Genomic DNA, 19,396 nt, shown 5'->3' with positions numbered 1-19,396 from the left:
TTCAGCGAAGGATTTTTCATGAGCAAGAAGCGACGACGGCATTCGGCCGAACAGATCATCAAGAAGTTGCGGGACGCGGACGCCATGTTGGCGGCGGGCAAGAGCGTCGGCGAAGTGTTGCAGGCGTTGGAGGTGAGCGAGGCGACGCTCAGCCGCTGGCGAACGCAGTACGGCGGCATGAAGAGCGAAGAGGTGAAGCGGTTAAAATCGCTCGAAGAAGAGAACAACCGGCTGAAGCGGATCATCGCCGACCAGGCGCTCGACATCTCGATGCTGAAGGAGATCGCCAAGGGAAATTGACCACCCCTCAGTCACGCCGCGATGCGGTCAAGCAACTTCAGGAGAACTATTCGGTCTCCGAGCGGCGGGCCTGTCGCGTGCTTGATCAGCCCCGATCGAGCCAGCGATTTGAGGGGAAGCCGAAGGACGAAGACGCTCGTCTCACCAAGCGAATTTTGGAGTTGGTGCGCGAGCGTCCGCGTTGGGGCTATCGTCAGATCTGTCAGCTGTTGCGACGCGAGGGAGAGACCTTGAACATGAAAAAGATGTACCGCCTGTGGAAAGCGGCCGGGCTAAAAGTTCCGCAAAAACGCCGCAAAAAGCGGGCAACCGGCGTCTCAACGAACGCCTGTCACGTTCAGCCGGCCGGCTTCATGCACGACGTGTGGACGTGGGATTTTATCCAGTCGTCGACGATCGACGGCCGAACAATCCGCTTCTTGAATATCGTCGACGAGTGCACGCGGCAGTGCCTGACGATCAAGGTGGGCCGCAGCATCACAAGCGAAGATGCGATCGATACGCTGGCCGAACTCTTCTCGATGCATGGCGTGCCGAAGCGAATTCGCTGCGACAACGGCCCGGAGTTCATCTCGTGCGCGATCAAGACGTGGCTGGCTCTGATCGGCGTCGAGGTGCTGTACATCGAGCCAGGCTCGCCCTGGCAAAACGGCTTGTGCGAAAGCTTCAACAGCCGCCTTCGCGACGAATACCTGCACCAGACCGACCTGCTGAACGAGGAGGACGCCAGGATCAAAGCACGGGCTTAGCGAGAAGATTTCAACGAGCGGCGTCCGCACAGCAGCTTGGGCTACCTGACCCCGGCCGAGTTCGCGCGTCGCTGTGCCGCTTCCACTCCAGTCGCTGCGCTCCTTCCGTTCCAGCAGCACAGCGGCCCCATTGAATCGTTACCTGTTTCCCAACCCGATCTTTCATGACGCTTGGTACAGAAAACTGGGGCAGGCCAATGGCCGCGCTGACCATTGCAATACGGCTATTCGAGCTTGCGGAATTCGACGCAATCAATTTGAGTTCCATCCCTCTTTCTTTCACAACATGTCACGTAACCACGCCAAACCTCCACAGAGGACGCGATTCTCCGGGACAAAAGAGCTCCGTTCCGCTTTCAATCTGAATTGGGCCGTTTACCCATCTAACGTTTACCTCGTGTCCCAACAAATTAGAGATTTGCGCAATTCCAAATATGTTCAAACCCTGGTCGCGAAAGCAAATTGGGATACATAATCCCGACCACAAACGCAGATTAGTCGCCCGTTTCGTCAAAACCTCACTTAGCCTTGGCAATGAGCTATTCGATTTTTGTGGATCAGAGTCAAAGCCTTGTATCACTTCCTCAAAGGTGCGAATTTCATGAATAGAACGATTAAACGTCGCGATCTCGCCAACCAGTTCCGTAGATAACTCAAGCCTGCAAACCTGTTCACGATTGGTAAACTGCGACTCTTTACATAGAAACTGCCCTTCAATCGATTGAGTGACCTCCTTTAACTCAAACTCCGTTGCGTTTTGAATTGCTAATGAAAGTAGACTTTCGATGGCCAGATCGCTGAACGCGTCTGACGGGTTCGACGCGAACTCTTGTATGCCTCGTTGACGTATATCACAACGTTTGCCGTCGACCGCAAAATACGTAATGAATTCCTCGTCATCAATGTCGGAAGCGAGTCGCCCATCACAAACGACGCCCTGAAAATCCCCGCTATCGTACTCCTTAACGCAAAAGATTGTCATGTTGTCATCTCCCTAGAATCGTGGCGTAAACGTCCACTCATAAAGCCATATCTCTACCTGACGTTCAAGAGTCGCCTTCTCAGCCGCATTTCTAGCGAGATTCCTACCGATGCGATTGGCCGCGTCCGCCTGCTTAAAATGAAGCAGTTCATGCGCCACTGTACTCAGATCGAAATCCCTATAGAGTGTGATTGTGTTCGTCCTTGAATTATACTCGCCAAAAATCCGTCGTCCTGTTAACGCATCAATTGGCGCTTCATCGAGTTTGGTTACGAATGTTCCGTTCCTCGAGCGGAAGGCGTTCTTAAGATTAGATATCTCTGTCAGCACTCTAGCACGTTCGGCAGAAAACGGAGGCGATGTTAGGCGATAACTGCCATTGAGCGTGTCAAGTGAACCGAGTGATTCTGTTTTCCCAAGTACTTCCACTGAATTATCAAGTTTAGCAACCCCCCTGGCGACGTCCTCAAGCTGTTCCGGTGCGACAGGAACAATCGACGCTCCTGAAGGTAACGACTTTGGAAAGGCGCCGTAAAAATCGGCCGCGAACTCCGTAGCCATGGCTCCCGTCTTACCTGTTTTCACACCCGGGCCCAAAGAATTTGTCTCGGGCAAGACATACTCACGAAGTCGAGTTGCCGGTCGATCACCGCTGATCGACTTCCTGGCGGCACTAACGTGCGGCCCAACTACAAACTTATCAAGCTCCCCGGCATCATCGACCATGCCAGCAAAATGCTGCAGAAATCCCGCTGCATAATCTCCGCTAGGGTCATCGGTATGAAATACTCCTTCACGCACCGCATCCACGAAATATCCGACATATTGGCGTGTCTCAACCTCAGTAGCGTCGTGTATTAGGTCTGCTAGGTTGACATGCGTAACCCCAGCATTGACCTCGAACCATAGCACCGTTCCGCCGCCATACTCTTCATCCAGCTTGACTGATCTGGCATATCCTTCTGAATAATTAATGCTTTCTGCGTTGAAAAAGTTGTGTGTTTCTTCCAAGAAAGCGCGTGACCCACTCCACGGAGAATTGACGATCGTTCCGATTTTGACTTCAACATAGTTGTCCACTGGAAAGCCGAGGAAGCCATGGCCAAGCGCCTCTAGGTAGGTCCTGTCGCGCCATTGCAATCGGAGTATAACGTCTCCGTTCTCCGCAATTCTGGCCGTATTCGATGCGCCCGCCTGTGGCGCAACGCCAATAATTTCCACCTTCTCTTGGAGCGAAGGGCCTGTCGTAGTATTACCAAAAACCAACTCCCACTCGTTGACGACGGGCGTATCTGGGGAAGGAACAAAAGTCGATTCTGGAAGTTGTGGTCCATATACGATTCGTTTCTGTTCTCTAGGAGTTGCTCCCATCTCAGAACTAGCTGGGGTTTCCTCGGTGTCGAACCAGCCGTTCGTCTGCATTAGGAATCCGAATGGTTTTTGTTCCCGCAACGTTAACTTACGAGCAACCCAATCCACGGCCGCATCCTTTTCAGTAACACTCTTCCCTACGTTCGCCTTTGCTTCGCTAATGGTCCGGTCGTGGTCTGCTTGCGTTTTGGCGAGTTCATTTGCTTCCTTTGCCGCCGTTTGAATGCCCTTGTAGCTATATGCTCCTGCGGCGACATCAAGTGCGGCGGTGCGGACGGCGGCGGCGACTTCTAGCGTCTTGGTCGTCCAGGGATCAGCCGTATCGTTGTTAGCGGCGATCAGCGCAGCAAGAGCTTCGACCAGCGAGTCGTATTCGTTTTCAAATTGGAATTCGGCGAACTCTTTATCTCGTGCTGCAAACGCCTCCTGCTCAGTGCGATAAGCACCTGCTTCTGCAGTGACGAATTCGAGTTGGGCGTCGGCGATAGCTTTAGTCGTCGCAACACGGGACTGGCCAACATTGTTTTCGTTCCGGGCTTCGGCTTTAGCAACGGTTAGCTGATAAGCGTCTTCCACATGGATTGCGCTAGCGTAGTAGGCCTCGATCAAGTTCTTACGGGCGGATGCGAGCGTATCATTGGCGGACTTAATCGAGTTGTCACGAGTCGTTACATCATTGTCGTCTGCAAAGCGACGATCAGCTTGTTCGATGGCGATTCGGTGATCCTTAAGCGCCTTGGCTTCGGCAATTTGATAGGCCGCAACGGCGTCCGCTAATTCATTTCCATTGGACTGATAGCTGCTGGCAATCGAATCTTCGGCCTGCTTGAAACTAACAGCTGCTAGACGGCTATGGGTGTAAATGGCGTTTTCGCGAGCGGTGGCATAGTTGTTGCCGGCTGTTGCAGTGAGCGTCTCATAGGCCTCGCTTGTGGCGATGTTGTCCAGAGTCCAATTGGTTGTTTCAGCAAGCAGATTAGAAGTGGCCGTTTGTTGCCCCGTGTACTGTGCCTTCAGGAAGTTCGTGTAGCCACTGCTGAGAGCCGTATCCACAACGGTGACGCCGGTCAATTGAGCGGCGGCCCGAGTGGCTTGGTGCACGGAATCGTTCGTCGTCAAGCGGCGGCTTAACTCATTGCTGGCAGCGCTGTTTTGGGATTTAGCTGAGTTGCTCGCATTCTCCAGTCCAAGGTTCAGGGCCCTTTCACTTTGGGCGGATTTCAGGCTAAAAGCATATTCAGCGCCGTCAACACTAACTACCAAGCTGTGGTTGGAGCCGATCACCGTAGCGTTATACGTTTTTAAATAGCTTGCAATATCTTGAGCGTATTGAAAATCGGTTTCGGCGGTGTTTTCAATCTGCTTAAGGTCCAGTTCGAGGATGGCGGCATCCCGTTTCGCTTCGGCGCCGGCTGATTTGTCATCCTCGCTGTGTTCGATTTGATAGGCGACTTGCGCAGCGACTACCTTGGTTAGATAGTCGCTGTAGTCCGCAGCGAGAGTCTCTTCTTGCTTCGCTTTGGCGGCGGTGGTTTTGTCGTCAAGCGTGTGTTTCGCATTGGTCAGATCAAGCGAATATTTTTGCGCCGCAGCGGAATTGGTGATCTCCAGACTGCTGCCGCTGCCGCGTAAGTCGCTAGAATAAGATCCCAATTTGCTGCCAATCGATGAGAGAAGCGTGTCTGTCGCATTTTGCCGAGCGGTCTGGAAAGAGATCCGTGCATTGGTCTGCTCCAGTTGATTTCGTGACGACTCGGATGCACTGGCCGCGAGAAAGGTTTCCTTTCCTTGGGCCTGGGCAAGACCGATATTGGCTCGGACGCCCGGCTGAGCCGTGGACAGGCTGGACCAAGCCGCGGTTTCGCTCGCCGCACTTCCTTCATAGTAGGACTGCAAAAGGGACGCGCCGCTGGTCGCGGCCGTTTGGATCGTCGGGATGAAGGAGGTCCACTGCGCCGTTCCAGCACCGGATACTGCAGTGCTAAAGGTGTTGCCAGCTGCCTGTCGGGCGGAGGACTTCTGGGTTTCAGCGGTGATGGTCTGCTGAAGCGCCGTTGATTCCGCCGAATTATCCATCCCAACCAGTTTTATCGCAGCGGCAGAAAACTCGCTAACAAAGCCTATGCAGGCGGAACCGACGGCAGCTGCGTAAGCGACGATGGCGGCGCCAGTCGCGCTCGCATGAGCGTTGATCGCATCGCCAAGGGCCTGCGCTTCAGCGCTCATCGCTTCCTTGCTTGCCGCATCACGAGTTGCATCCGCGGTAGAAACCGCATTAAGGTAGGTCGTCTCCGCTATCGTCGGGTTCTCGTCCTTGTTAAGTTCGTACTGCACTTTTGCCGGCGCAATGCTTACCACCCATTCATAGTCGGCCTGGGCGTAGGCAATTTTTGCGGTTGCCTCGGCGGCGGCTTGCTGTTGGAAGTGGGCGACGCCAGCTTTCAGCGTCGCGAAATTGTAGGCATTGTCAGCCTTGACTTTAGCACTTGATGCAGTCGTGGAAGCCTTTGTCGTCGAGTTGGAATAGGCTTCCGAGTTCGCCGCATAGGTGTCTAAGGCCGTTTTGGCGGCGGTTGCGGTCGCGGAAACAAACGCGGTGGTGATCGGCGCGAGAGAGCCGACCATTGTACTGAGAGCGTTAAAAGTCGCCTGGGCGTAGGCGTTTTGCGCTGCTACCGAGGCAGTAACCAAGGAAGCGGCGGCAGCAGCCTGGCCGATCAAATAAGTCGATAGAGGATCGCCGAAGTCGGCGTTTTGCTGGGCCGTCTGATGATCGGTCGCTACCGATGTGACCATTGTCCCATAGTTGGCCGTGACATTCTGTTGATGCGAATTATTGGACGAGGAGGCGGAGGCGTCATACGTGTTTTGCGCGGAAGTGACGCCTGTGTCGTACTGCTGATAAGCGGCGGTCTGCGACCGTGTGGCGGCGGTTCCGCTCGCGGCCAGCTTGGCATTCAGTTGGTCGATCGTCTGCTTGTCGACGTCGGAGAGAGAGTCGCTCGCCTGTTGGATTGCATCGGCGAGCGTGCCGGCGGCGGTCACGTAGTGGTCGGCGAAGTCGGTTTTGGCGCCTTCGCTGTCGGTGACGTAAGTGACGTTGGCGGCGGACATGTCGATGGCGTAGGTGGATTGAGCCGTGAGATCGGCCTCGAGCTTCGTTCGTTGTCCCGCCTCCAGCGTTACCGACGGGGCGGTCGCATTGGCCTGGGCCGCCGGTGAGAGGCTGTTGTAGTACTCCCAATCGAATCGCAACTTGTCGTAGGTATTCAGGTTTTGCGCATAGCTTAATTGCAGCGTGTGATCGGCGTCGATCTCGGCAATCGACTTCTCTTTCTCCGCGGTGTATTGGGCGATATCGCGTTCTTTTTCGTGCCCCAGCATGGCGATCTGGTAGGCCAAGCTGGCGGACATTTCTTCGTCGTTGGCCTTGGCGCCATCCTTGATCGATTTCGCCTCGGCCTGGGAGGAAGCCTGGGCGGCGGCGACGGAGGCCTGTTCGGCCGCCGCCGATAGGGCCTTGTTCAACGTGCTGGCAAGATTCGTCGCCGCTTCGACAAAGGTGTCGTAGGCGTCGCCGGCCGAGTTGACGATATTGGTGACGTAGTCGGTGAAGTCGGCTAACGCGTTGGCGGAGTAGGCGGTCGCTTGTTCGGCGTCGAAGCTGGTCAGGGCGGCCTGGTGCTCGGTCGCGCGCTGCCGTTCGTACTGCGACGTCAGGGCGTTTTCGCTGATCGACTGGGCGGAATTTTGCGTCGTAATTTCGTCTTGCAGTTGTCGGCTTCGGCCGGCCGATTCGACCTCGTATTGCTGCGTCGCCTCGGAAGCGGACTGATCGGCGGCGGCCTGCTGGTCGCTCCGCTGCTCTGCGGCCTCCTCTTGTTTCGTCAAAATTGCGATTTCGTAGGCGGTCCAGGTTTCGGCGTTTGCTTTTTGCCACGCCAGCTTCGCTTCGGCGACGGAGGTCTTGTAGGCCTGAATGGCGTCGAGTTTCGCCTTTTGTTCGGTGTGGTCGACGTCGGCAAATTCCTTGCGGACGTTGGGATGACTGACCGTGGGAGCGTCTCCCCACGAAGCGTCCCCGTTGGAATCTTCAATGTCCCGCGGCACCGCCCGAAACGGTTGGGACGGGTCATACGGCCCCGGATTGTTGGGGGCGTAGGTGACGTACCAGTCGTAGTCGTACTGATTGGCGGGACCGCTCCAGTTGAGGACCTCGGAAAGCCGCGTGGTGGCGGCCTCGGTCTGATGCTGCGCGACGAGGTCAATTTTGGACTGGGTCGCTTCAAATTCGGCTTCGACGAACGCGTCACGTTCGGTCCGATAGGCGGTGATCTCCGCCTTCCGGAAGGCGAACTCGCTCTCCAGCGACGCTTTGTAGCTAGTCAACCATTGACTTGCGCTCTGCTTCTGAAGCTCCGCCTGCGACTGGGTCCAGGTACGGAACAAATCGGCTTGTTGGCTCGTCAAATTGTTGAGCGTCACAAAGCGGGAGTCGTCATCGTTGTCGCCGATTTGCTTGACCTGGTCATAAATCGCTTGTTGCGTCTCGTCTCGCAGGGTCTCTTGCGCTAGCTGCAGCGTTCCGCTGGCAGTGCCGTCCTGACTCGCGAACTCGCTGACGGCGTTCAGTGCCGCAGTCGAGCTGGCGCGATTGGCGGCGATCTCCGTGTCATTGACGGTCGATTCATTCGTCGCCGCAGCGTCGGATTCTCCCTGCTGCTCCTCTTCGCTGGCGTCGACCGTTGACGATTGGGCAGTTTCGTTCGCTTCGGCAACCCCTTTCAGCAGCTTGTAGTCGGCTTCCGCGTTCAACAATTGCGTGAGCTTCCAATTCGTCGCATGAGCGAGAGCCGCCTTCTCATCTAACTCATTGCTTTGCAGCTCAAATTCATGCTTCGTGGCGTTCAGCTCGTTCTTGAAGGCCTTGAGAATCTCGATCTGTTTTTCCGTGTCGTCGTAGTCTTCCGGCGCAACGGCGGAATAGAAGTCTTTCCAGGCTTCCAAACGAATCGCGGCGATTTCTTCCGGCGTACCAGTCGCCGCATCAACCGTGTCAAACCACTCTGAACGTGCTGAGCTAAACGAGCTCGAATACTCGGAGGAGACGACGGTCCCTACGTCCCCATCGAGCCATAGGTAGGCTTTTAAGAACAAGTCGTAAGGAACCAAGTCGGAAGTCTCTGGCGAATTGACGAGCGTTTGAATCGCCCATTGCGCATCGTAAATTTCAGTACCATAATTCTCTACGGCGTTCAGGATCGCCAGCTTCTGCTGATGAACTCGATTAAGCTCTTCCCGCTCTTGATCGATTTTCTTCAACTCGGCCTGCAGATCGAACGACTCTTCCCCTTCCGGCAATCCTTCCTCATGTCCGGCGGCGACGTCATTGGCGTTGGCCGCCTCTTGCTCGTGCTGGCGCTGAGCGGCGTTGACCTCCAGTTCCCGGTCTTGCATCGCCGTCGCGATTTCTTCATTTGCCGTTTGGCGCAAATCGTCTAGGGATAGTTTGTAACTGGTAAGGGCCGACTTTTGGGTTTGCAATTTCGTCTGTTCAGCGGTGCGCGTCTGCGTCTTGTAGAGCGGATCCTGCGTCGGATCAAAGCGGAAGTAGGTCGCCACTTCGTCGTACTGCGGAGCGGTGATCAGTTCGTCGCCTGTCTTGAGCTTGTAACTGATTGCCGTTGGCGCCGGACCGAGTGTGAATCCGTCGAACTGGAAGCTGGTTTTGTCGCCGGTGTAGTTCGCCAGGTCGGTAATGAAGTTGGCGTTCGCGGCGGCGGTAGCGGTGCTGACGTTCAGCAGGGCCTGGTTGACGATTCCTTCGAGCGTGGTGCGCGCCGTCGCCATCGTCGATTCAAAACTGGCGGTCGCGGAGGCGATCGACGCGTCGAACTGGTTGATTACGTTGGTGATTGATGAATTGTACTGGAAGTTCGAGCCGTCAATCGCAAGCTTGTAGTCGTCGCTGATTCCAGCGAGTTGGCTGTTGAGGCTCGAGTACGACGCCAGAAGATCCTGCACTTCTTGCGAATCGGGATCGCTGCTGGAAATGAAGCCAAGGCTGCGCCAATCGCTCGTCCCAACGACTCGCGCGCTGATATTGTGGTAGCCCTCATCGAGCCCTTCCGGCAGATAGCTGAAGCTCTGCCCGGCGATGCCGACGGCGGTGCCGTCGATGACGCCGTCGCCGTTATGATCGAACTCGATCGTGATGTTGCCTGCGCCGAGCGCGGAGGAAAGCGTTCCCGACAAGGTCGCGTCGGCAGTGGCTCCATCCGCGTCGTCGTTGCCAGTGTCGTTCAACAACTGCAACAGCGTGATGCTGCCGCTGGACGATGTCGTCGCAGCAACCTCAAGGGTGAAGGTCACGGTCGACGTACCGCTATAAACGGCGACGTTATGGTCGTCGTATTCCTTTGCGCGGATCGTGATCGTGTGCTCGCCTGCGATCAGCCCCGTCGGCGTGAACTGGAACGCGCCTGCGTCATCCGTATAAACGGTCTGATCGAACACGCCATCACTGTTGACGTCAATTTGAACTTCGACCCCGGAAATTGATTGATCGTTGTCGACTTTGCCGGTAACGGTCGGATCGGAGGTGATCAGGTTCTCTTCTTCGTCGACGGTGAAGGTCGCCAGGCCAAACTCCGTGATGGAGATGGGGACGTTGGTGCGTTCCGCGTAATCGAACGAAATCGGGGTCCAGACGCTCGTCAACTCCTGACCGGTCTCGAAGTCGTATTCCCGCGTGCGAACCTGGAGCGTGACTGCCCCATCCGCAAGGTCGGTCAGCGTGTAGCTGAATTGACCGCGCGTGTTGGTCGTCGTGAGCGCATCGGCGACATTGTCGCCATCGAGATCAATATCGATGGTTACGCCCGCCAAGGTGGTTTCATTGCGAATGACGCCAGCGATCGTGGGGTCGTAGGTAACGTTGTTGACGATGGCGCTCGCGTCGGCCAGCCCTACGCTAACGATCTCCGCCGCCGTATTCGTCATCGGTTGGAAATCAAACGAAATGTCGGACCAGCCGCTGACCAGATAAGCGTTAGTACCGTAATCCCATTCGCGAGTACGAACTCGAATCGTGTGTTGCCCATAGGTGAGCGCGATCGGGTCATAGTCGAACGAGCCGTCGGCGGCGGCGAAAGCGTGACCATCGACGGTACCGTCTTCGTCATGATCAAATTCCAGGATCAATCCTTCAAGGTATTCGTCGTTCGCAACAACGCCGCCGAGTAGCGAATTGCCGGTAACGCCGGTCGTGCCGAAATCGCTCGGTGCGCCGAGCAGATAGAACTGCGTCACTTCCGCCGCAGTATTGATCGGTTCGGCAATCTCGAACGAATAGTCTTGCCAATTCCCGTAGATGAACTGTCGAGAGGCGTAGTCCCATTCGCGAACGCGAGCACTGACCGTATGGGGCCCCTGGCCAAGACCAAGCGGCACGTAAACGAAGTTGCCGGATGCGTCGGCGTTCACCGTCCCATCGGCGATGCCATCATCGTTGTGATCGAATTCGACGGTCCAATATCCAACTTCCCCATCGTTGGTAATCTGGCCGGTGAGGGCGGCGTCTGTCGAGACGCCGTCTTCTTTGTCGAAACCGTTGTCGTTGTAGAGCTGGAATGTCTCAAGCGTCGCCGGCACGTTCGTCGGCGCTTCAATCGTGATCGAAAGCGTCGTCCAGCCGCTTTCGGCGAAGTCCCCGAGCGTGTCGTTCCAAACTGCGACGCGTGCTCGGACATCGTAGGAATCGGCCGCTAAACCGGCTGGCAGGTAAACGAACGTTCCGTCACTTTCGACCATCGCCAGACCGTCAATCACGTCGTCGCCGTCGTGATCAAACTCGACGAATAGTTCATCGAGATTAACCCCCTCCGTAAACGTAAGCCGCCCGATCAACGTGTCGTCCGTCGTGGAATTGTCGTCCGGCGTGCCGGTGTCGTTCGCCAGCCGCAGTTGGGTCACCTCCGGAACTTCCGGCTGCTCCAGAACGAACGTGAAAGACTTCCACTCGCCGTAAACCTCTTCGTCCGTTCGATAGTCCAGACGCACGCTACGAGCGCGGATCATCGTCGCTATCCCCGAACTTACGCCGGTAGGCGAATACGCAAAACTGCCGTCATCCGCGGTGAAAGCGAAGCCGTCAATCTGATCGTCCCCGTCGTTATCGAACTCGATTCGGACATTCGAAAGGTTTTCCGCTTCCGGATCGATCTGGCCGACGAGCGACGTCGAATCGGAGTCGACGCCATCTGCGTAGTTTCCATTTTCATCCGCCGTTTGCGTGGCCAAATGGAATTCGACGACATCCGGCGACGCTTCGGGCACGAGCTTAAAGGTAAAATCGGTCCAGGGGCCCGACAAATAGCCGCCAAAGTCGCTCGACCAATAGGAGACGCGATGCGAAACGACGGTTGAGCTATTCTCATCGTCATAGTTCGACAAGAGAGGCGTATAGGCGAACTTCCCATCCTCGTCCGCGTACGTATAACCGTCCGCCTGGTCATCTCCGTCAATATCGAACTCGATTCGCGCATTGGCGTACGCGGCGCCAGCATCCCCTTCCAGCGCAGGATTGGATGTGATGTTATCGCTAGTATTGACGCCTGTATCTTCGACCAAAGAAACGGTCGCCGTCACGGATGACACTGGCGGCGCGACGATTTCAAACGCAAACTGCGCCCAATCTTCGTGGTACGTTCGCACAACGCCGGTGTCGTCGACTTCGGCCGAGCGATAACCCAGCGAAAAGTTTCCAACGTACGAATAGAGCGACTCGTCTAAGTAGCGTGGATCGTAGAAAAAGTAGTCGTAGGCGAAGTATTCCGGCGACTCGAGAACCTTTCCACCATCCGCAATTCCGTCCTCGTTGTGGTCAAACTCAAGTTCGATATGACCGGACGGAACCTGCGACAGGATGCGGCCTTGCACGGCCGCATTGTAGGTAACCTTGTCCCCGCTACTGCCGGTATCGTTCGCAAGCGCAAGGTCGTAGACCTTTCCGTAATAGTCGGCGACCGCGTCTCCGATGGTAATCGCAACGGTCGTTTCGACCCACGCGCCCGCAGTATCAGTCGCTCGCAACACCAGTTGCATTTCGCCGGTAACGGCGTCGGCATACGTCAACGTTAGCAAGTCGCCGGTCAAGTCAGACGAGGCGAGCGCGGCGTTCGTCTCCGAAACTATCTGATAGGTGAGCGAATCGCCTAAATCCACATCGTTAAATAAGAGCGACAGGTCGACTAACGATTCCTTTGCGGCGGAATAGGACAGCGAGATCGGTCCGGCGCTGGTCGGCGCGTCATTCACGGGCGTAATCGTCACGACGAATTCATCGCTCGCCGTCAGCCCGGATTCATCGGTCGCCGTGATCGTAACCGTGGCGGTTCCCACGGCATTCGGCGCAAAGTGCAGCGTTAAATCGGTCCCGGCAATTTCCGCAGTCAGCAAATCAGCCGCGTCAACCGACGCCGTAAGGCTGAGAGAATCCCCGGTAAATGCGAAGTCCGCGTCCGCAAACAACGACGAGATGTCAATCGTCAGATCACTCGCATCCTCCTGGACCGACTGATCGGCGATACCGTCGGCAACGGTCGGAGCTTGGGCTTCGTAAAGAACATGGACCGGGAGGACGTATTCCACATAGCTGCCGGCAAGATCCGTGGCTCGAATCGTAACGTTCGTGTCGCCGAACTGATTCGCTTGCGGGGTAATCGTCAATTCGTTCCCCACAATGGCCGCGCCAATCAAAGCTGGATCGCTAATCGCCTCGATACTGAGCGTTAGTTCGTCCGCATCGGTGACGATATCCACATCGTCGAATAGGCCGCTCAGGTTGATCGTCGTCGCGGTAGCGTTTAACGATGTTGTAACGACGTCCAGTTCGCTGACCACCTCGGGCGCATCGTTTTGCGCCGCGATCGTCACCGTAAAGGTCTCTTCGACGAATTCTCCTAGCGCATCAATCGCACGGACCGTGATCGTCGATTGCCCATGCAAGTTCTCAGGCGCCGAAACATACAGGATATCGTCTAAAATGTACGTCGACGTGACGGGCAACTCGGGATCGAGATCATTCGAATGCCCAAGCACAATATAGAGGAGCGAGTCGTCCGGATCCGACAATTCCGTATCGTCAAATACCGTCGTCAGATCGATCGACCATTCGCCGAAATCTTCATCAAGGGAGATATCCCCAATGGGAGCGGCGACAGTCGGAGCTGCGTTTTCAGGCTCGACGATGACGAGGAACGTATCACTCACCTGGCGACCTTCGCTATCGGTCGCGATGACAGTTATCTCCGCCTCGCCATCCGCGCCTGCCGTCAAGGAAAGCGTCAAGACGCCATCGACTTCGTTGGTCGCGACCAAAGCCGAGTTGTAATTCCAGATCGCAAAGCTCAATTGGTCCGAAGATTCAAAATAGTCGAGCAAATCGATCTCGACGTCCACTTGATCGACGGTCATAAACTGATCCGGGACATGACCGAACTGTTGCGGCGCCAACTCGGAGGGCTCGTCGTCGCTCTGAATCTTTGCAACCGCATCAGGGGTCGCGATCACCGTCCCAACCGGATCAGACAATAGCAGCTTGAAGGTTTCCGGCGACTCGACGAGGCCGTCATTGAGAATCACGACTGTAACGGTATCGGTCAGTCGGCCATCGGAAAAGTCGAGCGTTCCGGAAGTGGCGACGTAGTCGATGCCCGAAGTCGCGGTGCCGTCTTCCGTCGAGTAGCTCACGGTCGTCGTACCGTTGGCGCCGCCGGTAAGCGTCACGGTAAACGTCGCCGTTCCATCCGTCTCGTTCACCGTAATGTCAGAGACGCTGAACCCTGGCGCAGGAGGATCCTCCAGCAACAACTGCAGTTTATAGGCGCCGACCGCGCTTTCATCGTTTGAAACGGAGTCGCCGCTATTCGCGACGCCGGGGTTGTAGTTGGTGCGTAGTGCGGAACTGACGCCGATGTAATAGGTCCCATCCGCAGGGGCGGCGAACGCAAGGTAGGGATCAGTTCCGGATCCGACAGCGTCATTGAAACTCATCGCGGCGTCATTGGTCGCTAGTTCCGTACCCGCTGCGTCAAAAACGCGAATGAACCCATTCAGCAGGCTCAATTGGCTACCGACATCCAGACGTGCAGCATCGATATCGATATACAATGTTTGGCCGGCGACCAAACTCACTGAGTAGAGATCGGTATCGTTATCAGCATTCATGCCGTCGCCGATCTCGGCGTCAATTTCAACCGGCGAGTCGGTTGTCAGCGAGATCGCCTGGGCCGTCGACAAATCATCTCCGGCCGCGTCGGGACTTGCGCTGACAGGATCTTCAAGGGTGAATCGCAATTCGTACTCACCAACCGATCCGCCGGAGCCGACATAGCTTCCCGTCACGTCATAGTTATCGTTGCCGCTACTCGAAACGCCAATATAGTAATAGCCTGCGACGGAAGCGGTGTACTCCAAATAGGAGTCGCTATCGAGATCGTCGTCATTCGCCGCCAATGGTGAGCCCGTTTCGTCGAACGCCCGAACATAGCTGTTCAAGTCGCTACTGGGCGTGTCGATATCGAGCGTCAATTTCTGGCCTGCGGACAGGTATACGCGGAACATATCGACATCATCCATCGTGTCGATCGCGGAGGTCTCCAACGTCGTATTGCCGATCGTTGGCGAAACGTCCTGGTAGTCGTAAATCGTATCGCCGATCAAATCGGAGCTACCGGATCCGCTACCGGAACCCGAGCCGCCGTAGTCGGCTAGCAGGAACCGCAATTCGTACTCGCCGATCGTTTCGCCATAACCCGGATAGTAGCCATCCGCGGTATAGGAATTGTTCCCACTGCTCGAAATCCCGACTTGATAGTAGCCGTCGTACGAAGCGGTGAACTGCAGGGACGAATCGCCGTAGTCGGACCCGTCGTCTTCGTTGTAGGCGAGTTGCGAACCATAGTCGTCGAACAGCCGCAGGTAGCTGTCTAGGTTTCCGGTCGGCGTGTCGACGTCGACCGTCAGAGTCTGACCCGCCGTCAGGTAGACGCGGAACATGTCGACGTCGTCGTAGGTTTCGATCGCCGACGTTTGCAGCGTCGTGCCGCCCACCGTCAGCGAGACGCTTTGGAAGTCGTAGATGGAATCGCCGATCGTATCGGTTCCGCCGTAGCCGCCGCTAGACCCCGAGCTGCCCCCTGATCCGCTCGATCCGCCGTAGTCCGCGAGCGTGAAGCGGAGTTCGTACTCGCCAATTGTGCCCCCATAACCAGCGTATGATCCGCCGGCAGAATAGGAGTTATTACCGCTGCTCGAGACGCCGACATAGTAGTAACCAGCGTAACCGGCGGTGTACGCCAGCGACGAGTCGCCGTAGTCGGAGCCATCGTCCTCGTTGTAGGCAAGCTGCGAACCGTAGTCATCAAACAGCCGCAGGTAGCTGTCCAAATTGCCCGTCGGCGTATCCATGTCGACCGTGAGGGTCTGTCCGGCCGACAAGTAAACTTGGAACATATCGACGTCGTCGTAGGTCTCAATCGCCGACGTTTGCAACGTGGTGACGCCAATCGTCAGCGAGACGCTCTGGTAGTTATAAATCGAGTTGCCGACTTGGTCGGTCCCGCCATATCCGCCGCTCGAACCCGAACCGCTCGAACCGCCGTAATCTTCGAGGGTAAACCGCAGTTCATATTCACCGGTCGTGCCCCCATAGCCATCGTAAGAACCTCCAGGCGAGTAGGCGTCATTCCCGCTGCTCGAAAGTCCTACATAGTAATAACCGTCATACGACGCGGTGAATTGGAGCGACGAATCGCCGTAGTCCGATCCATCGTCTTCGTTGTAGGCGAGCTGCGAGCCGTAGTCGTCGAACAGCCGCAGGTAACTATCCAAGCTACCGGTCGGCGTGTCGACGTCGACCGTCAGAGTCTGACCCGCCGTCAGGTAGACGCGGAACATGTCGACGTCGTCGTAGGTCTCAATCGCCGACGTCTCAAGCGTCGTTCCCCCGACTGTTAGCGAAACGCTCTGGTAGTCGTAAATCGAATCGCCGATCAGGTCGGTACCGCCATAGCCGCCGCTTGAGCCGGAACCGCTGCCTGATCCGCTCGAGCCGTCGCTGATATTCAACTGCAACTGGTAGGCGCCGCCGTATCCGCCGTACCCGGTGATCATGCTGGAATCGTTGGGTTCGTAACTCGGATTCGTATTCTCCGAGATCCCCAGGTAATAGTCGCCGGAACTGATCGCCGTATAGGAAAGCAGCGAATCCTGCGAGTAGGCGTACGTGTCTGGATCATAGCCGTCGTCATTCGCCGCAAGTTGATTTCCATAGGCGTCGAACAACCGGAGATAACTGTTGAGCAAGCTAAGCTGCCCGTAGTCATCCAGCGCGTAGGCGTCGACGTCCGCTTCAAGCGTTTGTCCCGCGCTCAACGTGACGCGATAGAGATCGACGTCATACGTAAAGGATCCCGAACCGATCGCCCCTTCAATGACGAATTCGGAGCCCGCTGTCGCCGCTGCGAATTGGGCATAGCCGATCTCGTCGTTCGATTCTTGCGAGACCAGATCGACGGCCCACATCTGGCGCGTTTCGAGCGTCTCAATGATCGAATGGCGAGCCTTGCGGCCCGGGCGCGGTCGCTTCGCCTCAACCAAACGTAGTCCCAACTTGGAAAGAGTCGACTTCCACGAACGAATCGGCAATCGCATGCGCGAATCTCCCTGCGCTTTGGACGATCTAGAGAAGTGGCCAACGAGAACGGTTTTGCCGAAAGGGCCGATGGTGTGGTTTGTATTGGCCCAATCGGAGGCCCAGTCTATGGGAGTAGATAATGTCGTACAATCACCTTTTTCGAGAAAATATAAATTCTTTACAAAAGCACGGGAAACTGCGCAACCTGCTTTACACAAAATACTTGCATCGATAAAAAGACGAATGTTCGTCATTTTTTTCCTCCCGATTCGCCCCCCCCCTGCTTGGAATGCGCAAGTCGAAACGAATCTGCTTCTGCTGGGAATTGGGAGGGGGTCATGGGCATCTCGGACCGCTGCAGCCGATCGCTCGGCACCTGCAGAAACTCGGACATTCGCTATCGCTGATCGTCAAAGATCTTTCACGCGTGCGCGCGACATTTCGCGAGATTCCGCTCGACGCTTACCAGGCCCCGGTCAAGACATCCCCCTCGATTCCGCACATCCAGAACCCGCCGACCTTCGGGCATATTCTGCGGAACAAAGGCTATCGCGACGTGGAGGAACTTGGGGCAATGACCGAGGCTTGGCGTCAACTCTTTGATTTCATTCGCCCCGACCTGCTGTTATTCGATCACGCGCCGACGGCGCTACTTGCGGCTCGCGGACTTAACGTTCCCCAGGCGACGATCGGAACAGGCTTCTTCTGTCCGCCTGACGAATCCCCCTTAGCCAACATGTCGTCGATTCGTGATATGCCGCTGGCGCAGCGCGAAAAAGACGAGTTTGAACTAGTGCAGACGATCAATGCCGTTTTGGCCGAACATCGACAGCCGGAACTATCGCACCTCGGCCGTCTCTTTCACGACGTCGACGACAACCTCTTTTGTACGTTCCAAGAACTTGATCACTATCCGCAGCGCGTCGCAGCGACATATTACGGTTGCTGGTCAGCTGACTTGCCGCGCGAAGAATTCACCAACTGGCCGACGGGAACGGGTAAGAGGATCTTCGCTTATTTGAAGCCGATGAAGGGGCTCGGTGAACTCATTCGCTGGCTCTATGGGCAGAAACATCCGACCATTCTCGTCGGCGATCGGATCGACTTCACGCCCTACCGTGAATGGGGCGGCGGCAGCGTTCGATTCGTCACGCGTCCACTGCAACTGGAGCGGATCCGCCAAGAGGCGGACGTCGCCATTATGAACGGAAATCATGGCGCCGCTTGCGAATTCCTACTTGCCGGCGTTCCAACTTTGCAGCTGCCGATTACCTATGAACAAGGCATTCTCACGCGACGAATCCTGGAAACAGGCGCCGCGATGTTCGCGTCGCCGGAAAATGGGCGTCAAATGATCGGCCAACTCAGTTCGTTGCTTGCAAGTGACGAAAAACGGAACCGCGCGAAAGCGTTCGCCGCCAAATATCGCCAATTCTCACCTGAAATCGGTATCGAACGACTTTGCTCACGGTTGAGTGAAATGCTCGGCTGATTCAATCTCCACAACTCGATTCTCAAATTTGGTATGACCACATCCACGCCTCGACGCCTTTTACCGGCACAATGCTTCGCCGATATCTTCGCCCCCTTGGCGGGAAGAAAAGTTGGGTTGGTCGATGGAGTTGCAGCGAATGTCGGCGACCGCCTGATCTACGCGGCGACCCGACAATTGCTCGACCATTTCAAAGTCGATTGGCATATTCATGATCCCTATGAACCAAGCGACGACGACTTACTCTTGCTGTTCGGCGGAGGCAACCTGGGAAGCGGATATCACGCGGAAGTAAAGCGACGACAGGCCGCAATCGCACAAAGGAAGCCGACGATCATACTTCCTCAATCGGCCTACGGGCAGGAAGCGGTTTGCGAGGCGATCGTCTATCTTCGAGAACCAAGCGGCAAACGATTCTTTCCAGAAGCGAGACTTGCCCCTGACATGGCCTTGGCGTATCTGCATGCGCCATTCGTCCCCAATCGAGCCGGCGCCTTTTTTCTGCGCCAGGATAGCGAAGGCCGATTTCGCACAGCCGATTGGCAAAGTCGCAGCGTCGGGGATCCGATTCAGTTCGCCCGCAGCCCCGAAGATTATGTTGGACTGGCAGGAAGTTACGAGTACATTGTCACGGACCGACTTCATTTTGCGATTGCCGCGATGATGAATGGCGTTCCCACGACGTTAATTCCCAATCGCACGCCTAAGAATCGCGGAATGTGGGAAACCTGGCTTGGCGACTTGGGCTGCCGATGGGCGGAATCGCCAAGTCATACCGAGTTCTGGTAGTCGATTGCGAATAT

6 protein-coding genes are annotated in these 19,396 nt (G+C 56.1%); 4 read left to right on the top strand and 2 right to left on the bottom strand.

What is annotated here, in order from left to right; all coding sequences use genetic code 11:
* Window positions 1–18 precede the first annotated feature (18 nt).
* Both LOC68_RS01610 and LOC68_RS01605 read left to right on the top strand, forming a co-directional pair.
* Window positions 19–300 (top strand): transposase, encoded by a 282-nt coding sequence (locus tag LOC68_RS01610; protein ID WP_230214894.1) that lies wholly within the window; start codon window positions 19–21, stop codon window positions 298–300.
* Window positions 297–1,049, top strand: a complete 753-nt coding sequence (locus LOC68_RS01605; RefSeq protein ID WP_230214891.1) for an IS3 family transposase — start codon at window positions 297–299, stop codon at window positions 1,047–1,049. Before LOC68_RS01610 ends, LOC68_RS01605 begins: the two co-directional genes overlap by 4 nt.
* Before the next feature lie 289 nt (window positions 1,050–1,338).
* On the opposite strand, the gene LOC68_RS01600 is transcribed toward LOC68_RS01605, so the two are convergent.
* Together LOC68_RS01600 and LOC68_RS01595 are read right to left on the bottom strand one after the other, a co-directional pair.
* Window positions 1,339–2,031, bottom strand: a complete 693-nt coding sequence (locus tag LOC68_RS01600; protein WP_230214890.1) for a hypothetical protein — start codon at window positions 2,029–2,031, stop codon at window positions 1,339–1,341.
* 12 nt (window positions 2,032–2,043) lie between these two features.
* Complete coding sequence (locus LOC68_RS01595) at window positions 2,044–17,118, bottom strand: pre-peptidase C-terminal domain-containing protein (protein ID WP_230214889.1); 15,075 nt, start codon at window positions 17,116–17,118, stop codon at window positions 2,044–2,046.
* Between the two features lie 410 nt (window positions 17,119–17,528).
* On the opposite strand from LOC68_RS01595, the gene LOC68_RS01590 reads away from it, so the two are divergent.
* Window positions 17,529–18,593 (top strand): glycosyltransferase, encoded by a 1,065-nt coding sequence (locus LOC68_RS01590; RefSeq protein ID WP_230214883.1) that lies wholly within the window; start codon window positions 17,529–17,531, stop codon window positions 18,591–18,593.
* A gap of 117 nt (window positions 18,594–18,710) precedes the next feature.
* Window positions 18,711–19,382 (top strand): polysaccharide pyruvyl transferase family protein, encoded by a 672-nt coding sequence (locus tag LOC68_RS01585; RefSeq protein WP_230214880.1) that lies wholly within the window; start codon window positions 18,711–18,713, stop codon window positions 19,380–19,382.
* Window positions 19,383–19,396: the final 14 nt, after the last annotated feature.

Origin of the sequence: Blastopirellula sediminis (assembly GCF_020966755.1) — a bacterium.
Taxonomy (GTDB): Bacteria; Planctomycetota; Planctomycetia; order Pirellulales; family Pirellulaceae; genus Blastopirellula; species Blastopirellula sediminis.
The sequence above is the reverse complement of the archived record's forward strand: the minus strand, read 5'-3'. Positions and strand labels throughout refer to the sequence as shown.